Consider the following 18,013-nt stretch of genomic DNA (forward strand, 5'->3'; position numbering starts at 1 on the left):
TTCCTTTAATGAAATAAAAAAGGAGGCTACACCACCATTTGGTGGAATAGCCTCCTTCTAAACTAAAGATCTATAGGCTACATATGATTAATTCCTAATCCGATTGTTTCGTGCTCTAACCCACGAATCGGCGCCCCGATTGTTCCGTATAACGCCACAGCAATCCATTCGCCTTCTGCTTCGTTTTCATATGGCATTCCGCGTACAACCGCAAAGCGAAGACCGACCGTTCGCATGAAATCACCTAATTCTACTTGACCTCTTGTAACCCCTTGCATCGCTTCGACAACCGCGTGATATAAAGCATGCATTTCACGGTACAACTCTCCGTTCACGACACCGTTTCGTTTAGCTGCTGTTTCGATGGCGGCTACAATTTTTTGCAGTTCCATGGCTCCAACTTTTCCTTTGCAACAACGCCACTGCAATGTAGCTAAGTGCTCAAGCAGCGCTTGCTCCTCTTCTTCTTCCATCAAAGCGAGCAATATCGCATTGCGGCCAATTCTTCCTCCTGTCTTTTTTAGCAACGTATATCAACACCTATTTTTTAAATTTTCTAAAAAACTAATGATCTATCATCATTGTAAAGGTCCTTTTGCCAACTGTCAATTGTTTTTTACCACTTTTTAACAAATTAATATAGTGCCTTATTACTAAACTAAAGTTTAACTTCGCGATCTCAATAACATGACACCGGACAACTATTAAGCAAATCATCTATATCTGGCGTTTTTTATCTCCCCGCCATCCCCAAAATATAAAACGCCCTTCATATTTTTTGTTGCGGATCATTGAATTTTTAAACGGTTTGTCGATTATCATAATTTTGTAAAAAAAAAATAAAGAGGCGTTTCGCGCCCCTTTATTTCAATACCCCCATCAATTCATCGACAGATAATAGCTTTCCTGTTGATACAACTTTTTCATTTACGACAAGCGCTGGCGTGCTCATCACTCCATAGCTCATAATTTTTCCAATATCCTCTACTTTCTCTACTTGCGCATCGATTTGAAGTTGCGCAATGGCCATTCGAACGTTTTGTTCGAGCTCTTTGCATTTTTTACATCCTGTTCCTAACACTTTAATCACCATTTTTTCATCCTCCTACAATATCGCATTAAATATATAGCCAATGGCGATAATGCCAATGGTTACAATAAGGACAAACATACCAATGAGCTGCGGTTTCATTACTTTGCGAAGCAACACCATCTCTGGGAACGATAGCGCTGTCATCGCCATCATAAAGGAAAGTGCCGTTCCCGGCGCCACTCCTTTCCCCATTAACGCTTCAATCATCGGAAGTGATCCGACTGCATTCGAATATAAGGGTACTCCAAGAATGACCGCTACTGGAACAGCTAATATACTTTTTTCTCCAGCATAACGAACGAGTAAATCTTCAGGAACATATCCGTGAATCCACGCCCCAATTCCAATACCAATAAGCAAAAATACCCATATTTTTTTTACAGTATCAATGACATTTGTTTTTGCATAAGCGAATCGCTCACGCATCGTCATTTCTTGGACAACAGATTCCCCTAATTGAATATTAAACACATATGGCTCGACATATTTCTCTAATTTTAGCTTTCCAATCACCCATCCAGCGATAATGGCTAATAATACGCCAAACAAGACGTACAACACCGCAATTTTCCACCCAAAAATCGAAAACAACATAACAAGTGAGACTTCATTGACAATCGGTGACGAAATTAAAAAGGTAAACATCACCCCAAGCGGAATGCCTGCCTCGACAAATCCGATAAAAAGAGGAACGGTTGAACACGAACAAAATGGCGATACGACACCAAGCAAAGCTGCTAGTACGCTCGCAATTCCTTTTTTCTTCCCGCTAATCCATCGCTTTACTTTTTCAGGCGGAAAATAGCTACGTACAAACGAAATGGCAAACACCATAACAGACAATAAAAAAAGAATTTTTAACGTATCATAAATAAAAAAATGGAGCGCTCCTCCAAACTTTGAAGTGATCGACAGTCCGAATACATCTTCAACTAACCAATCCGCAAACATGTTAAACATGAATATCTCTTCTTTCTTCCATAAGTGGCATGACCACTTCTTGATTTAGTTGATAAATTGTAAATTTTCCTTGTTTATATACATGTACTACTTTTCCTCGCTCAAGCAATTTCAAATGATGCGTAACAGTCGATGGAGGTAGCTGCAAGGCAGCTGTAATCTCACACATACATAAATCGCTGTGCATTAACATACCAACAATGCGCAAACGTGTTTCATCACCAAGTGCTTTAAACAATTGAGCGCGATGTTGTATGAGCTGATCATCTTGAAGAAAAGGAAACGTTTGCTTTGCTTTTTCAATCACGCCGTTTAGTTCTTGCTCATTTTTTAGTTGCCAATGATTTTTCATCCGTCATTCACTCCCCTCACTTTTATAATAAAACTATTTTTCTAGTTTTATAGTTGTAAATAATGAACATTTTTTGAACATCATTTTTAAATTCCCCCAGTCTTTTTTCGTAGTCTTTAAATGACTGTTTACTCATAAAAACCCATGGTGCTACGAGCACCATGGGTTTTGCCATTAAACCGCTTCATCTACTTCTTTAAGCGTTGTTAATAGACATTGATGTGCGGGATGGACATGATTACCTTCTCCCTCTTTCAAATACCCAAAAACGACTTCCTGCAAAATTAACTGCCATGCCCGCAACCGTCGCCACGGCTTTACTGCTAAATAGCTGCATTCCTGCTAATTTATGCAGCAAATAAAGCAAAACGATTGTCGTGCTTAACGATACAAGGTTGATGAAAATAAACTGAAGAAACTCTTGAACAGATGCTTTTTTTCGTACTTGAAACGTCCATGTGCGGTTCCAAACATAGCTATTCATCATACCTGCGCTATAAGAACATACTTGTGAAAAAACATATGGAACTCCTATCGAAGCAAGCAAGAAAAATACTACGAAGTCGACGAGTGTATTTCCTATCCCAACAACGGCAAAGCGAACAAGCATCATTTTTTCATTCCACATAATATGGTACCTTTTCATTTCCGCGTCTGATTCCCCAGCTTTCTTTTAAAATATAGAGCGGGCGATGCTTCACTTCATCGTAAATGCGACCGATATATTCTCCGATTACGCCAAGCATTATAAGGACAACACCGTTGAAAAAAAGAACCGTCATCACGAGCGATGACCAGCCCGTGACGGTAGAATGGGTAAACAATTTTAAATACAAGACAGCTATCATCCAAACGACACTAACAAACGAAAGCAAAAAACCTAACAAACTGGCAAGCTTTAGCGGTTTGTATGAAAAAGACGTAATGCCGTCAAGCGAAAAGCGAATCATTTTTTTGAGCGGGTATTTTGTTTCCCCCGCAAACCGCTCGTCGCGTTCATATTCAATCGCCGTTTGTTTAAAGCCAACCCAGCTCACGAGCCCGCGCACGAACCGGCTCCGTTCTCTCATTCCTACTAACTCGTCGCGCACTTTTCGGTCGATTAAACGGAAATCGCCCGTATCAAGCGGAATATCAATTTCCGTCGCTGCCTGTAATAACCGGTAAAAGGCGTAGGCAGTTGCTTTTTTAAAAAACGTTTCTCCTTTTCGTTTCGTTCGCTTTGCATAGACGACATCGTACCCTTCTTTCCACTTTTCAATCATTTCTAAAATTAACTCTGGCGGATCTTGCAAGTCTGCATCAATAATGACAATCGCTTCCCCAGAAGCATAATCCATCCCTGCTGTAATTGCAATTTGATGCCCAAAGTTGCGGGAAAAATCCAAATATTTCACTGTATCATCTCTAACCGCAAGTTCTTTTAACATATCAAGCGTTTCATCTTTACTACCATCGTTGACAAATAATAGCTCATACGCTCCGTCCGTTTGTTCCATTACTCTTTTTAATCGCTTATACGTTTCACGAATCACAAGCGCTTCATTATAGACAGGAATCACGACCGAATATTTCACCACGTTTCTCTCCTCCTATCCTTCATATTTATACAGCTTTTCTGCACCGTCTCTCCCAAACGACTGTTGTGTATCGCTGGATTGTTTCCATTCGGATTGCGGTATTTCTTTGCAGTGTGTTTGAATCCACTCGACAATGTCATTATTGCTTTGACCGCCGCCGAATCCAGAAAGAAGGAAATATTTCACTTCCCCATTTTTCACTAAGTTCTCTAGCTTTTTAGCCGTCAATGCTGGATCGTTTCCAGAGAATCCACCCATTGCCATGACCGCTTTATCGGTTTTTAACATGATTTGTGCCGCTTCTGTCGCACGGAACGTCGCTACTAAATAAGTTTCTCCATCATAGTTCTTTTCTAAATATTGAATGAGCTTCTCATTTGCTTCATTTCTTTCCACACTCCCTATCATCCGCCCATCTTGTCGGCCATCGAAGGTTGTTTGCGGACCTGCTGCTGGAATCATGCTATTGCCACCGTACAATATAGGTGTGAGCGCCCAATAAAACGGCATGAGCAGAAGTCCAAATAAACTAGCTACTTTTACATAGTAGGCCATTCGCGTATGTTTCCGAAATGCAAGAAGCAAAACAAACGAAGCGAGACCTAATAAGCCGACGAACCATATCCAGATAGTTGACATCGCCGCTTTATTTTGATAAAGAATGTACGCTTCTAATGAAAATGTCGCCAAAAACGCACTTGGAAGCAGCCATTGTTGTTTGCCCTCTTTGTAAAATTCCCATAATAACACACTACCAATCGCCACAAGCGCTGCAATCGCTGGTGCCATCATGCTTAAATAATAGCGATGGAAAAAACCAGCAATACTGAAAAATCCCATCATCGGAATGAGCCATGCCAACCAAAATACCGCTACTTTATGCGAAATGGTAAACATCCGCTGTTTGTGGATCGATAACCCAACCGCAATCGTGCTAAAAAGAACAAACGGTAATAACCAGCTAATTTGTCCGGAAAGCTGCTGGTTAAACAGGCGAAAGATTCCGCGATTGCCTGTTTCTCCGATGCCGATCCCACCTCCACCTTTAAACTCCGGCAGTTGTGGTGGTGTATTCCCGCTGTTCTCGGATTGCCCCATACGTTGCATGCCGTTCGGTAGTTGTCCCGCACCATTTGGCAGCTGCGGCATCTCCCCTCTTTCCCCTGCGTTAGCGTCCATCGTACGATTCCCACCTGGTCCTGCACTGCCAGTAAGCCGACCGATGCCGTTATAGCCAAGCGCCAATTCCAATACAGAGTTTGTTTGGCTGCTGCCGATATACGGACGGTTGTCTTTCGGCATAAGATCAGCAATTGCGGCATACGATAGCGACGTCATCAGCAACACCACGGTTGCGAGGGCTAGCTGTTTCAATTTTCGTTTCCAAGTCTCATTTTTCGCCAACCAATAAAATATGTAAAACGCCGGCAACACCATATACGCTTGCATCATTTTCATGTTAAAGCCAACCCCAACAAGCGCAAAGCTAACAAGGAGCAATGTTGCTTTTTTCGTATGAATGGATTGGATAAGTGCCCACGTCGCAACTAACAGCGTAAAAATTAAAATCGTATCTAAATTGTTCGTGCGAGTAACTGCGACAAAAATAGGAGTGCACGCAAAAATAAAGCTCGCCCATCGCGCTGCGACGCGACCAAAAAACGGCTTGACGATGAAATAAAGAATCCATGTGGACAACACGCCAGCAAGCGCTTCTGGAAGCAAGACGCTCCAATCGCTTACGCCAAATAAGGCGACGCTCAGCGCTTGAAACCATAGCGCCACCGGCGGCTTGTCGACCGTAATAAACCCAGCTGGGTCAAGCGATGCGAAGAAAAAGGCTTTCCAATTCGCCGTCATACTTTTCGCCGCAGCCGTATAATATTCGTTCGAACCAGCGTTGCCAATGTTGTAAAAATACAAAAACGAAGCCAATCCGATGATGGCTATGAGCCACCAGTCCATCTTTTTCTCTTTCATTTTTCTTCCTCCATTTATAAAATTTTCTCTTCTAATTCACTGGTCCCATCATACAGTCTTTCAATGAAAATTAAGTGAAAATAAAAAAGAGCCAATAAACCATTTGGCTCCTTTAGTTCCTCGGCCCCCATAAGATAATCAGCACACCAAGCAAGCATACGGCTGAGCCGATCCAGTCGTAGAGATCAGGAGTTTTTCGGTCGATTCCCCAGCCCCATAAAACGGATAAAACGACAAACACGCCACCGTATGCCGCATAGACCCGCCCAAATGACGGAAACTGCTGCAACGTCGGAATGATGCCGTAAACGATCAAAATCACTCCCCCAACTAATCCGTACCAAACCGGCTTTGATTCACGCAACGAAAGCCAGATTAAATAGCCGCCGCCAATTTCTGCAAGCCCTGCTAAAATGAATAACATCACTGCCAACATCGAACCAAATCCTCCTATTTCCCAAGAAGTTCCAACCAGTCTTTCATTAGGCGATGGGTTGCTTCAAAAAACAACTCATCAACTGTATTGCCTTTCACCATGTCTCCATCGATGAGTACAAACAATCGTTTTTCATTTCCCTAAACAACCTTTTCGTTTCGCTATTTTTATACGTCCGCTGCAAAAATTTATATAATTTTTTGTTTCATATTTCTGTTCCTTATAAAAGCAAATTTTTGTTATGGTGCAATCCTCTCTTCGTGATGATAAAAATTATCATTTTCATATTATCATAAAAAATTACCCCCACGAAAAAATTTTTTTGCTGTTTTCTTGTTGTTTTTTGTAGATTTCCGTAGGTTTATTTTACATTTAATTCAGAAAAGAAAAAATAGTTTAAAAATAGGAAGGTGGGGACATATTGATCTATTTTCATCAAGTGAATAAACATTACGGAGACTTTCACGTCTTAAAAGATATTAATCTCACTATCCAACAAGGCGAAGTCGTCGTGATTATCGGGCCGTCCGGTTCTGGAAAAAGTACGTTAGTCCGCTGCATTAACCGCCTAGAAACAATTACAAGCGGCGAACTGATTGTCGATGGCGTGAAAGTAAACGATAAAAACACTGATATTAACAAACTGCGCCGCAACATCGGCATGGTTTTTCAACATTTTAACTTATATCCACACAAAACCGTCTTGCAAAATATTACATTGGCACCGATGAAAGTGCTCGGCGTGCCAGAACAAGAAGCAAAAGAAACAGCCATGTATTATTTAGAAAAAGTCGGTATTCCCGATAAGGCGAACGCCTACCCAACAGCGCTTTCCGGAGGCCAACAGCAGCGCGTCGCTATCGCTAGAGGACTAGCGATGAAACCGAAAATTATGCTGTTTGACGAACCGACTTCCGCGCTTGACCCAGAAACGATTGGCGAGGTGCTCGATGTCATGAAAACGCTTGCAAGAGAAGGAATGACGATGGTTGTCGTCACCCACGAAATGGGATTTGCTCGGGAAGTCGCTGATCGCATCGTCTTTATGGACCAAGGGAGAATTTTGGAAGAAGCACCACCAGAACAGTTTTTTGCCAATCCGCGCGAAGAACGGGCGCGCCTGTTTCTCAGCCGGATTTTAAATCATTAATATAAGGGGGAAATTTTTCATGTTCAAAACCGTTTGGAAAAAAATGATTGGGCTTGGGCTTGTCGCCATGCTCAGCGCCACTGCCTTAGTCGGCTGCAGCAGCGAAACAACAACAGAAAACAAAAATAGCAACAAATCAGAAGAAAAAGCAGCAGAAACCACGTTGGACAAAATTAAGGAACGCGGAAAATTAGTCGTCGGCGTCAAATACGACCTCAACCTTTTCGGCTTAAAAAATCCGCAAACGGGCGAAGTAGAAGGCTTTGACATTGATATTGCGAAAGGATTAGCGAAAAAAATTCTCGGCGATGAAAACAAAATTGAGCTAAAAGAAGTAACATCCAAAACGCGCATTCCGATGCTAAACAACGGCGAAATTGACGCGATTATCGCGACAATGACGATTACCGAAGAGCGGAAAAAAGAAGTTGACTTCTCCGACGTCTATTTCATGGCGGGCCAATCGCTACTCGTCAAAAAAGACAGCAACATTAACGGGATTGCTGATGTAAACAAAAAAGGCGTGACGGTATTAACGGCAAAAGGCTCTACTTCCGCACAAAACATTCGGGCAAAAGCGCCAGAAGCAACCGTGCTAGAATTTGAAAACTACGCCGAAGCGTTTACAGCGCTAAAAGCTGGACAAGGCGATGCGCTCACGACAGACAATGCGTTGTTGTTCGGAATGGCAAAACAAGATCCAAACTTCCGTGTCGTTGATGAAACGTTCTCGGAAGAGCCGTATGGAATTGCGGTTCGCAAAGGCGATAAAGAATTATTAGACGTCATTAACGAATACTTAAAAGAAATTAAAGCAAACGGCGAATACGATAAAATTTACGAAAAATGGATTGGCGAAAAGCCAAAACAATAACGAAAAGACGATGAGCGGAAATATATCCGCTCATCTCTTGTTCATTTGGAAAGGAGGCTACAAGGTGCTTGACTATTCGATTCTTATCGAACATTGGGATATGTATATGCAAGGGTTTGCCAATACATTAAAGGCGAGTGTCCTTGCGTTAATCGGCAGTTTAGCGATCGGAACGGTAATGGCCGTTTTTCGCATCGCACCCATTCGCCCATTAAACTGGATTGGCGCTGCCTATGTCGAATTTATTCGCAACATCCCGCTCATTTTAATTGTATTCGTCTTTTTTGTCGGGTTGCCTGCAATCGGCATTCGCTTTGATTCATTCACTGCCGGCACGTTAGGGTTAACTGTTTACACGGCGGCATTTATTGCCGAAGTCATCCGCGCGGGCATTCTTGCCGTTCCGAAAGGACAAATGGAAGCTGCGCGCTCATCGGGACTGACGTATTTGCAGGCGATGTGGCATGTGATTTTGCCACAAGCAGTAAAAATCGTCATCCCGCCAATGGGCAACCAATTTATTAACCTCGTTAAAAACTCATCGGTTCTCGGGGTCATCGCTGGGCTTGATTTGATGTATTTCGGTGACTTAATTTCGTCAGAGACGTTTGTCACATTTGATGTGTATATTTTCGTTGCCTTATTTTATTTACTTTTAACAATTCCATTAAGTTTAGGCGTTGGCGCATTAGAACGCCGCCTAGCAAAAAGTCGATAAAGGTGGAGTGAGAGATGGATTTTGTCGGTGCATATGCTCCTGCGCATTTGAAGTTTTTATTGGAAGGATTTATTGTTACTCTTGAAGTTGCCTTTCTCTCCATTTTCTTTAGTTTTCTCATTGGTATTATCATCGGCGTGCTACGGTATAGCCGTATTCCTTTTCTTTCTCCAGTACTTGCGGTCGGGGTGGAGACGATTCGGAACTTGCCGCTGTTATTAATTATTTTCTTTACGTACTTTGCGCTCCCTGAAGTCGGATTCAAACTTGATAAGTTTTATGCTGCGATTTTAGCGCTCGTCATTTTCGAATCAGCGATGCTATCAGAAATTGTGCGGAGCGGGCTGAATTCGATTGAAAAAGGACAAATCGAAGCCGCACGATCATCGGGACTCACCTATACACAAACGCTATGGCATATTGTTTTGCCGCAAGCGTTGCGTCGTATGGTTCCTCCGATTGTCGGGCAGTTTATTTCGCTTTTGAAAGATACGTCGCTCGCTGTCGTCATCGCCTTGCCGGAATTAATGAACCATGCCCAAATTATTAACGGCCAAAACGTCAACTATGTCATTCCTATTTTCCTATTAGTTGCCGTCATGTACTTTGTCGTCAACTACTCCCTTTCGCTCGTTTCGCTAAAACTGGAGCATAAACATACGTAACAATGAATCTCCGTTTCCTGTATAATAGGAAATGGAGATTATTATTTCCAAGATAAAGGAGATATGTATGCGCGAACGGATACTACCAATCTTGCTTCTCATCATAGCAACCGCTTTTTTCGGAGAAATGAAAGTGAATCCGTTTGGAAGTTCGTTTCGGTTTTCGCTCGGAAGCGCCGTTTTCTTTTTCGGGCTTATTTGGTTTCGAACCGTGCCAGTAATATGGACAGGAGTGCTCACAGGTCTTTTTATTTCTCTATTTCGGACAAGCATCGACCTACTGATGAACGACGAATCTTTTAGCGATCATTTTCTTTCTCATCTTCCGGCTGCGTGCTATTATCTCGCTTTTGCATTTTTTGTTCACCTATGCCGCATTCGCACTTATATGGAACTGCCTATTCATGTCGCGTTGCTCGGGGCAAGCATTGATTTCGCCTCTAATATTATCGAACTGTTTGTCCGTCATCTAATGGGCGAAATGATTGCTGTCACGCATGAAACGATTTTTATGCTTCTTTTGTTCGGAATTTTACGAAGCTTTTGTGTTGTTGGACTATACAACATTTTGATGCTTCAACAAATGCAAACGTTAGGAGAAGCCCGGCGGCAAGAACTCGAACGGCTCGTGATGATGAACGCCAGCCTCTATGAAGAAGCATTTTATTTGCGCAAATCAATGAGCCATATGGAGGACATTACACGCAAAAGCTACGAGCTATACACAACGTTAATGGACGGGAAAAGGGTTGAACCGCGCACTGCGCTTTATATCGCGGAACATGTGCACGAAGTCAAAAAAGACTCCCAGCGCATTTTAGCTGGTCTGTCAGAATTAATGAACCAAGAACAGCGTGATTTGCGCCTGTCGATTGCTGAGCTTTGCGGTATGGTCATTCGCGCGAATCAAAAATACGCGGAATCGTTAAAAAAAGAAATTGCTTTTCAATTCACGTGCGATCTCGACTTATCGACTAAGCACGTCTACGCCCTTCTTTCTGTCTTAAATAATTTAGTCGCCAATGCGGTAGAGGCAATCCCCTTATCCGGGTGGATTCAGCTTCGCGCTGAACTTGATGGCAGCGACCTCGTCTTTACCGTCACTGATTCCGGTCCTGGAATACCGGAAGACGAGCGCGATTGGGTGTTTGAGCTTGGGTTTACAACCAAATACGATGAGAATGGCAACCCATCCACTGGCATCGGGCTAACGCACGCGAAAGAAATTGTTCATAGTTTCAATGGAAACATACGATTAACAACCGACGAAAATGGCCAAACGCAATTTCAAATACACATTCCTAGCAAACAATTATAAGGAGAGGATGCCATGCACTTTTTTCTAATTGAAGATGATGCGGTTGTAAGAAAAATGTTAGAAAAAATTATTCATGAAAGCGGACTTGGAGAAGTCGTGGGACAGGCTGAGGATGGGCTAGATGTATCGATCGATCAGCTATATGCTGTCGATGTCGTGCTTATCGATTTACTTATGCCAGGGCTTGATGGCATTCAAACGATGAAAAAGCTGCGGGCGCAAGGGTTTACCGGCCCATTTATCATGATTTCCCAAGTAGAAAATAAAGAAATGATTGGGCAAGCGTATCTTCACGGCATCGATACATATATCCATAAACCGATTAACCGTTACGAAGTCGTCTCGGTTTTAAAACGAGTCGCCGACTACCTTTCTGTCGCTTCATCGCTTGACTCCATCCGCCGCCTATTGCAAACGCTAGAAAAAACGAAACAACCTCTCGCCACCCATGAAGCGACGACCGAACAAAAGGCACGGCAGCTTCTTCTCGTCTTAGGCATCGCTGGCGAAGCGGGGGCAGCCGATTTATTAGCCATTATGCGCTGGCTTTCGGAACAAGAACAACAAGGGCGATCGATTCACGACTTGCCGCCATTGAAAGAGCTATATGCCCAAATAGTGCGACGTGTGTATAAAGAAGAGCAACTTGTGCAAAAAGAAATACGCGCGATGGAACAGCGCATCCGCCGTATGGTGCTACAAGCGTTTACACACTTATCGTCACTCGGGTTAGCCGATTACACCAACCCGACATTTGAGCATTTCGCCCCACGCCTGTTTGATTTTGAAGAAATTCGCCTGCGCATGCAAGAGTTAGAAGCTGGGGAAAAAGCAACAAAATGCCGAATTAACGTAAAAAAATTTTTAACTGCCTTCTATATGGAAATAAAAAATATGTAGCAGAGGTGCCCGTAACGGACACCTTTTTTCTTTCTTTTTCTACCGTCGAATGGGTAGCTTAATAACAAACGTCGTTCCTTGTTCCGAGCTGTTGTGAAGCGCAATCGTTCCGCCATGGTTTTCAATAATTCGTTTGACGATCGTTAATCCTAATCCTGTCCCTGATGACTTCGTTGTGATAAATGGTTCAAAAATCGTCTCCTGCATATGTGTCGGAATGCCGCTTCCAGAGTCGTACATGTACATGTTGTACGTTTCATCGACATCGGAATATATGCAAATCGTTCCGCCTTCTTCCATCGCTTCGATGCTGTTGTGAAGCAAATTATATAACACTTGCATCATTTGTTTTGAATCAAGCTGTAACGGCACGTGATCAAGGCGCACGTGCACGCGTATATTTTTCGCCTCTAACGTTTGTTCAAAAAGAGAAAGAACATCTTGAACAATCGTTTCCATATACGCTTCTTTCATCACGGGGGCGCTCGGTTTTGCGATAAGAAGCATATCTTCCACAATCGCGTTAATGCGATCAATTTCTTTTAATAAAAGTGGAATATGATATTGTTCGCGATCGCGTTCATGTAAATTTTCGTTCATAAACGCTAAAAAACCGTGAATGACCGCAAGCGGATTGCGAATTTCATGCGCTGCCTTTGCCGCCATTTCCCCCATTAACGCCAACTTTTCTGATTGATGTATTCGTCTAGAAATTTTTTCAGCTTCAGTAACATCAAGAAAGAAAATAATACGTCCAATTGGCTCTTTATGTGGAATAATTAAATCTGTTTTAGAGACCAGAAATTCCCTCTCTCCCTCATCTGAGTCGTATGATATTTTTACTTGTTGAAAAGAATCTTGAGATGTAAGTAGATTCCAAAACAAACTGTTTTCTTCCGATCCTTCTCTAATTTTCTCCTTTATTTTTCTTTGATCTAAGCACAGTAATAACATAGCTGATTTGTTAATAAAATAATCAGAACGAGTTTCATCCATTGTGATAATTCCAATCGGTAAAGAGTTAAGTAATTTTTCGATGTACGCCTTATCGTCTGCCAATCTCTCGTACAAATGAGAGTATTGCCTAAAAACTGCTGAAAGTAACAACATAATAAACATATATAAAAGCAAACCGAATATAGTATCAAAAACGAAAAGAATAGCCAAGATAAGTGAGGCTGTCAATTCTACCATATAAATGTATATTAATTCTTTTATAGTATTTAACAAAATCAAACGAAACTCAGTAGATGAGCGCAATGAAAAATATATGGTCATAAGCAATACGTTTAAAACAAAAAAAGCAGCGAAGGAAGCGATATAGGCTCCAAAATAGTAAATAGAAACTTTCCCGACAACGCCCCCAAAAACGATATAAGCATAATAACTCCCAAAAATCATCATTGTATAAACAGAAAAATTAAATACATGGTTAAACCATGACGTTTTTCGTGGATACCAAAAGTACATCACAAAACTACTTATTAAAAGTATGATTAAAGAAAAGTGCAACCCATGAGTAAAAAGCAAAGCAAGGTAAACAGACGACTCTAACGTAAAAGTATTTCCATTTGGTGGCAAATATATCGTATATCTACTAAGCAAAACGGCAGCCCCAGCAAACAACAATAACAAAAACCATTCGTTTTGTACGTTCACGTCCGAAAACGGCCATGTATATAAAAATAATGCACATCCAAGCAGCGAGATGAGCGTCACATATATCGCAAATAATCGTTTCATCACATTCACCTATGACGTAAAATTGACTCTATCATTCTATTTTAAAACAAAACAATAAGCAACAAGACAATTTTCTTCTTTTTTCTGTTCAGCCCAATTCACGGTGCGATATAATAAAGGAAATGATCAAGAGGTGACCGCGATGTTTAAAATTCCGAGAAGTCGATCAAAACAATGGTATATGGTTAGCATTTTTTTGTTTTTTCTCTTTCTTTGTACGCTGATCGTATCTCGTATATTGCTCAGTATACAAATAGACTTGAAGCAATTTATTAGCTTTGCGATTATATCCTTTGTTTTATCGTGCATCATCGGAATAGGTGGCTTTTTCGGCAAAACAACGTTCATCACTATATCCTTTGCTTTTTTCCTCATAGGAATGAGCTATGTCTTGTTCATTTCCGTTACCGATTTGCACGATGGCTGGAGCGATATAACAAGCATCATTTCTTTTCTCACTATTTCATTGTTTGGCGTTGTTATCGGAGTTATTGCCGAAATCATTCGCACTCTTTTGAAAAAGAAGTCCAAGTAAAAAGAGCCATCTATAAAGATGGCCCCTACATATAAAGCATTTGTTTTTTGATTTCTACCGCAAGTGGATGATCAGACGGGAGCTTCGCGTACGTTTCAAGTGCTCCTTCTACTCCGCTTTCTTTTATCGTTTGTTGAAGTTGTACTGCTTCTGCATCCCCTTCATAATCAAATAACAACAATGCTGCGATTCCTTTGGCTAAAGATGTAGGAACTTCTCCAAAGCATTCATAATATTTCATCGCTGGGCGAATGAGCCGATCGTTTGGTCCGAGTTTACGAATTGGCGAACGAGCTACTCGTGTTACTTCATCTGTCATGGAAGAATTGACAAATCGTTGAACAATTTTTTCAATATACGCTTGATGTTCAGCTTCATTCCAACCGTATTGATGAACAAGTACTCGCCCTGATTCACGTAAAGCGTTTGTCACATCCGATAAAATATCACCGTCTTCCATCGCTTGATGGATCGTCTCATATTTTTTACGATATCCTAAATAAGCAACGATCGCATGACCTGTATTCACAGTAAACAATTTTCTTTCGATGTATGGTTGTAAATCATCAACAAAATGGGCTCCGATCATGTGTGGAATATCTCCAATCACTTCTTTCGTTTCAATGACCCATTCAAAAAACGGCTCAACGACAACGGTTAACGGATCGTCGTGACTTTGATTTGGGACGATACGATCGACTGCACAGTTTAAAAATGCACATTTATCTTTTAAAGATGTTTGTTCTTGTTCTGATAAATGTTCCCATACATATTTCTTTAAATGCTCACTACCACCAATCATGTTTTCACAAGCAATAACATGTACAGGCTGAGAACATACCGTTATTCTTTTTTGCAATCCTTCTGCAATTGTCTGTGAAATAAGCGGTAACACATTTGGCCCAACAGCTGTTGTCACTAAGTCAGCACGCGCAATTTGAGCGATAATTTCATGTCTTTGATGTTGACTATGCAATGCTGATACATGGCGAACAACTTGTGTTTCTGTCGTCTCTCCCGCGATGATCACTTCATATTGCCCTCTTTGTTGAAGCGCTTGTACAACTTTATCGTTTACATCAACAAACACAACATCGTACCCTGACTGAGATAATAAACTTCCGATAAATCCTCTTCCTATATTTCCTGCTCCAAAATGGACAGCTAACATGTTACTCCACCTCGTTTAATAGTGCTAAAATCTCATCTTCAGTCGTTGCTTCAATCATTTTTTGAATGTTTTCTTCTTCTGAACATACAATCGCAACTTTCGAAAGAATTTCTAAATGCTCATTATCTTTACCTGCAATACCGATTAAAACTTTGACGATATTTCCTCCTCCAAAATCAACGCCGTTCGGCACTTGAACAATTGATAAACCGGCTTGTTTCACAAGTTTTTTTGCTTCTTCCGTACCGTGCGGAATCGCTACAAAATTCCCCATATATGTTGAAGTTAATGCTTCTCTCTCAAACATTTTGTCGATATAAGACTCCTCTACGTACCCTCGTTCAACTAAAATACGTCCTGCTAATTGAATCGCTTGTTCTTTCGTTTTTACATCTGCACCTAGTACAATATTTTCTTTTGCTAAAACTGCCACTGTGATTCACTCCTTATGATGTTGAAGTTGTTCGTAAAAAAATTTTTCTAATTGTGTGCTTAAAAATGCATAAATTTGTTCTTTATTACCTTTTGAAAATAACTCTATACTTTCTTCGTCTTTAATAATGAGCGAACTGACATGACTAAGCACTTGCAACATATCGTCTTGCGCATCTTGAGGTGCAAGCAACAACAAAAGACGATTCACTTGCATCGGTTGCTGATCCATACCGACGATCGTTTTTGGTTGTGTTAGTGTATACATCGTAAAAGATGGTCGCAAAACAGCCTCGCTTCGCGTATGATACAACGCTAAAGTAGTATTCGGGATTCCTAATCCACCGATTTGCTCTCGTCGCAACAACTCCTTCACGACGATCTCTTTCGTTCGAATGGCTCCATGTCGTTCAAGATGTGTACAAGCATACATTAATGCATCATTCATGGAATGAGACGATAATTCGAGCAACGAAAAACTGTTTAACAATTGAACGATTGTCTCACTGACCACGTGAATCGAACGGATTTTTTCAATCCCTTTTTTCGATGGATTCGTTTTTCGAAAACGCATAGAAAACGTTTTTGTTTTTAAAAATTGGCGAATTGCAACAGCTTCCTCTTCCGGCAACATCGGATTCACAAGAAAATATGGTTGCGACGTATGAAGTGGAATCGTTGATACGATCAAATCGTATTCGTGCACATCCATATGTCGAACGTCAAAAAACGACTTTTGTTCAATATGAGAAATATCTGGAATTTCTTGTTTGAGACGTGTAGCTAATATTTTTGCCGTTCCAATTCCGCTTGAACAAATAACGAGCGCACGCAACCCTTTCTTTTCGCGCAATAACGCTGATGCAAAATGAAGAACTAAGTAACCAACTTCTTCTTTCGGCACCGTTATATCCGAAAATACATGTTGTACACCTTGTTGCACAATATGAAACAATTCGCTATAGTCTTGCATAATTTTATGAAGCAACGGATTAGTAATGCCCATATGATGCTGTATACGATATAAAGCTGGTTTTAAATGGACAATTAAATCTTCGTACAATGGATAGTCGTCCGTTAAATCAATCCCTATTTTATCGCTCACAAAACGAATGAGCTCTTGCGCTTTCATCGCGATTGCTAAACTCGCCTCTTCTAACATATATCCACGCCGAGTTCTTAGCTTTGCACCCATTAAATGCATCGTGATGTAACCAATTTCTTCTTCGGGAATCACAACATGAAAAACTTCTTCTAATTTTTTTGCGATTTTTTCTGCTGTTTCATATTCTTTCGTTGCACGAATCGCTTGCAAATGTTGGGCATCAAAATGGATAGCCTCTCCTTGCACAATGCGTTCAATGGCTAATGCCAGATGAATAACGAGAGCGATATACGAACTATCGGCAATCGTAAACGTAAGATTTTCTTTCATCGCTTCAATTTGTTGTTCGATCATAAACAATTTTTCTTTATCAACAAGCCCAAGCAACTTCTCTGTTACTGTATTTACTAAATCTGTTGACTTTTTTTGAATAGACTCTTTCATTAAAGAGAGAAATTGTGATTCATCAAAATGATCAAATAACAGTTCGCTCATCATTTTACGTTTTGCTGCTTCGGAGCCACATATTTCGACCCCGTATCCCCTTTTACGAATGAGGGAAAGGCCGTGTTTTTCTACCTTTTCTTCCATTTTGTCTAAATCGTTGCTGATCGTGGCGACTGTTACGTTTAAATCATTCGCAAGAGAGACTAACTTTACCGGTTCTCCTGATTCTAATAAAGCAATTAAAATCATCGTTTGCCGCTCTTCAGGTGTATATTCCGTATGTGATAAACGAAATACATGCATTTGTAGCTGACGCTTTTTTTCTTCTTCTCCGACGATTTGAATACCAACACCTGCTTTTTTTATTAGTTGTAAATCATATGATTCAACAACTTGTTCAACACCTTTTAAATCACGGTGAACCGTTCGCTCGCTTACATCTAATTGCTTAGCGACATCTCCTACTGTAATTCCTTTTGGGTTCGCTAATAAAAGATCTAATATTTTTCTTTCTCTCGCTGATATATACACACACTCACCTCCCATCTAGCAAC

The 18,013-nt window shown here is 41.0% G+C and carries 19 protein-coding genes; 7 read left to right on the top strand and 12 right to left on the bottom strand.

The annotated features are described in order from the left end of the window. Positions 1-77: 77 nt before the first annotated feature. From hutP to K1I43_RS07810, 8 genes are all read right to left on the bottom strand, one after another. Positions 78-527 (bottom strand): histidine utilization transcription antiterminator HutP, encoded by a 450-nt coding sequence (gene hutP / locus K1I43_RS07775; protein ID WP_020424588.1) that lies wholly within the window; start codon positions 525-527, stop codon positions 78-80. A 335-nt stretch (positions 528-862) separates the two neighbouring features. Continuing rightward, positions 863-1,093, bottom strand: coding sequence for a thioredoxin family protein (locus K1I43_RS07780; RefSeq protein ID WP_009362706.1), 231 nt, complete (start codon positions 1,091-1,093; stop codon positions 863-865). A gap of 12 nt (positions 1,094-1,105) precedes the next feature. After that, on the bottom strand, positions 1,106-2,053 hold the full coding sequence (locus K1I43_RS07785) for a permease (RefSeq protein ID WP_035067703.1): 948 nt from the start codon (positions 2,051-2,053) through the stop codon (positions 1,106-1,108). Next, complete coding sequence (locus K1I43_RS07790; protein ID WP_009362708.1) at positions 2,046-2,405, bottom strand: ArsR/SmtB family transcription factor; 360 nt, start codon at positions 2,403-2,405, stop codon at positions 2,046-2,048. The genes K1I43_RS07785 and K1I43_RS07790 overlap by 8 nt, the downstream gene beginning before the upstream one ends. Before the next feature lie 238 nt (positions 2,406-2,643). Further along, positions 2,644-3,033, bottom strand: a complete 390-nt coding sequence (locus tag K1I43_RS07795) for a GtrA family protein (protein WP_009362709.1) — start codon at positions 3,031-3,033, stop codon at positions 2,644-2,646. Beyond that, positions 3,023-3,985, bottom strand: a complete 963-nt coding sequence (locus tag K1I43_RS07800) for a glycosyltransferase family 2 protein (RefSeq protein WP_019418244.1) — start codon at positions 3,983-3,985, stop codon at positions 3,023-3,025. Before K1I43_RS07800 ends, K1I43_RS07795 begins: the two co-directional genes overlap by 11 nt. Positions 3,986-3,997: 12 nt before the next feature. Next, positions 3,998-5,965 carry a glycosyltransferase family 39 protein gene (locus K1I43_RS07805; protein ID WP_019418243.1) on the bottom strand — a complete coding sequence of 656 codons (1,968 nt, stop codon included), beginning with the start codon at positions 5,963-5,965 and terminating at the stop codon, positions 3,998-4,000. A gap of 112 nt (positions 5,966-6,077) precedes the next feature. Then, positions 6,078-6,401 carry a YnfA family protein gene (locus tag K1I43_RS07810; protein WP_019418242.1) on the bottom strand — a complete coding sequence of 108 codons (324 nt, stop codon included), beginning with the start codon at positions 6,399-6,401 and terminating at the stop codon, positions 6,078-6,080. 421 nt (positions 6,402-6,822) lie between these two features. On the opposite strand from K1I43_RS07810, the gene K1I43_RS07815 reads away from it, so the two are divergent. The 6 genes from K1I43_RS07815 to K1I43_RS07840 all read left to right on the top strand — a co-directional run bounded on the left by K1I43_RS07815 (position 6,823) and on the right by K1I43_RS07840 (position 12,026). Further along, positions 6,823-7,551: an amino acid ABC transporter ATP-binding protein gene (locus tag K1I43_RS07815; RefSeq protein ID WP_009362713.1), complete on the top strand. Its 729-nt coding sequence runs from the start codon at positions 6,823-6,825 to the stop codon at positions 7,549-7,551. Between the two features lie 19 nt (positions 7,552-7,570). After that, positions 7,571-8,425, top strand: coding sequence for a glutamate ABC transporter substrate-binding protein (locus K1I43_RS07820; RefSeq protein WP_019418240.1), 855 nt, complete (start codon positions 7,571-7,573; stop codon positions 8,423-8,425). Between the two features lie 64 nt (positions 8,426-8,489). Then, complete coding sequence (locus tag K1I43_RS07825; RefSeq protein WP_019418239.1) at positions 8,490-9,143, top strand: amino acid ABC transporter permease; 654 nt, start codon at positions 8,490-8,492, stop codon at positions 9,141-9,143. A gap of 14 nt (positions 9,144-9,157) precedes the next feature. After that, the gene (locus tag K1I43_RS07830) at positions 9,158-9,808 is read left to right on the top strand and encodes an amino acid ABC transporter permease (RefSeq protein ID WP_019418238.1); all 651 of its coding nucleotides are present in this window, start codon (positions 9,158-9,160) and stop codon (positions 9,806-9,808) included. 67 nt (positions 9,809-9,875) lie between these two features. Next, positions 9,876-11,126: a sensor histidine kinase gene (locus K1I43_RS07835; RefSeq protein ID WP_019418237.1), complete on the top strand. Its 1,251-nt coding sequence runs from the start codon at positions 9,876-9,878 to the stop codon at positions 11,124-11,126. A 12-nt stretch (positions 11,127-11,138) separates the two neighbouring features. After that, complete coding sequence (locus K1I43_RS07840; RefSeq protein WP_019418236.1) at positions 11,139-12,026, top strand: response regulator; 888 nt, start codon at positions 11,139-11,141, stop codon at positions 12,024-12,026. Between the two features lie 39 nt (positions 12,027-12,065). Here the strand turns inward: K1I43_RS07840 and K1I43_RS07845 are convergent, their stop codons facing one another. Then, entirely contained in the window at positions 12,066-13,769 is a 1,704-nt protein-coding gene (locus tag K1I43_RS07845) for a two-component system sensor histidine kinase NtrB (RefSeq protein ID WP_116052099.1), read from the bottom strand. 142 nt (positions 13,770-13,911) lie between these two features. Between K1I43_RS07845 and K1I43_RS07850 the strand changes: the two genes are divergently transcribed. Continuing rightward, positions 13,912-14,304: a hypothetical protein gene (locus tag K1I43_RS07850; protein WP_009360954.1), complete on the top strand. Its 393-nt coding sequence runs from the start codon at positions 13,912-13,914 to the stop codon at positions 14,302-14,304. A 25-nt stretch (positions 14,305-14,329) separates the two neighbouring features. Here the strand turns inward: K1I43_RS07850 and K1I43_RS07855 are convergent, their stop codons facing one another. The 3 genes from K1I43_RS07855 to K1I43_RS07865 are packed head-to-tail and all read right to left on the bottom strand — an operon-like array spanning position 14,330 to position 17,990. Continuing rightward, on the bottom strand, positions 14,330-15,475 hold the full coding sequence (locus K1I43_RS07855) for a mannitol-1-phosphate 5-dehydrogenase (RefSeq protein WP_019417229.1): 1,146 nt from the start codon (positions 15,473-15,475) through the stop codon (positions 14,330-14,332). A gap of 1 nt (position 15,476) precedes the next feature. Next, entirely contained in the window at positions 15,477-15,914 is a 438-nt protein-coding gene (locus K1I43_RS07860) for a PTS mannitol transporter subunit IIA (RefSeq protein ID WP_026011586.1), read from the bottom strand. Then, complete coding sequence (locus tag K1I43_RS07865) at positions 15,915-17,990, bottom strand: BglG family transcription antiterminator (protein WP_019417228.1); 2,076 nt, start codon at positions 17,988-17,990, stop codon at positions 15,915-15,917. Between the last annotated feature and the right edge of the window lie 23 nt (positions 17,991-18,013).

Origin of the sequence: Anoxybacillus sp. ST70 (genome assembly GCF_019553625.1) — a bacterium.
GTDB lineage: Bacteria > Bacillota > Bacilli > Bacillales > Anoxybacillaceae > Anoxybacillus > Anoxybacillus gonensis.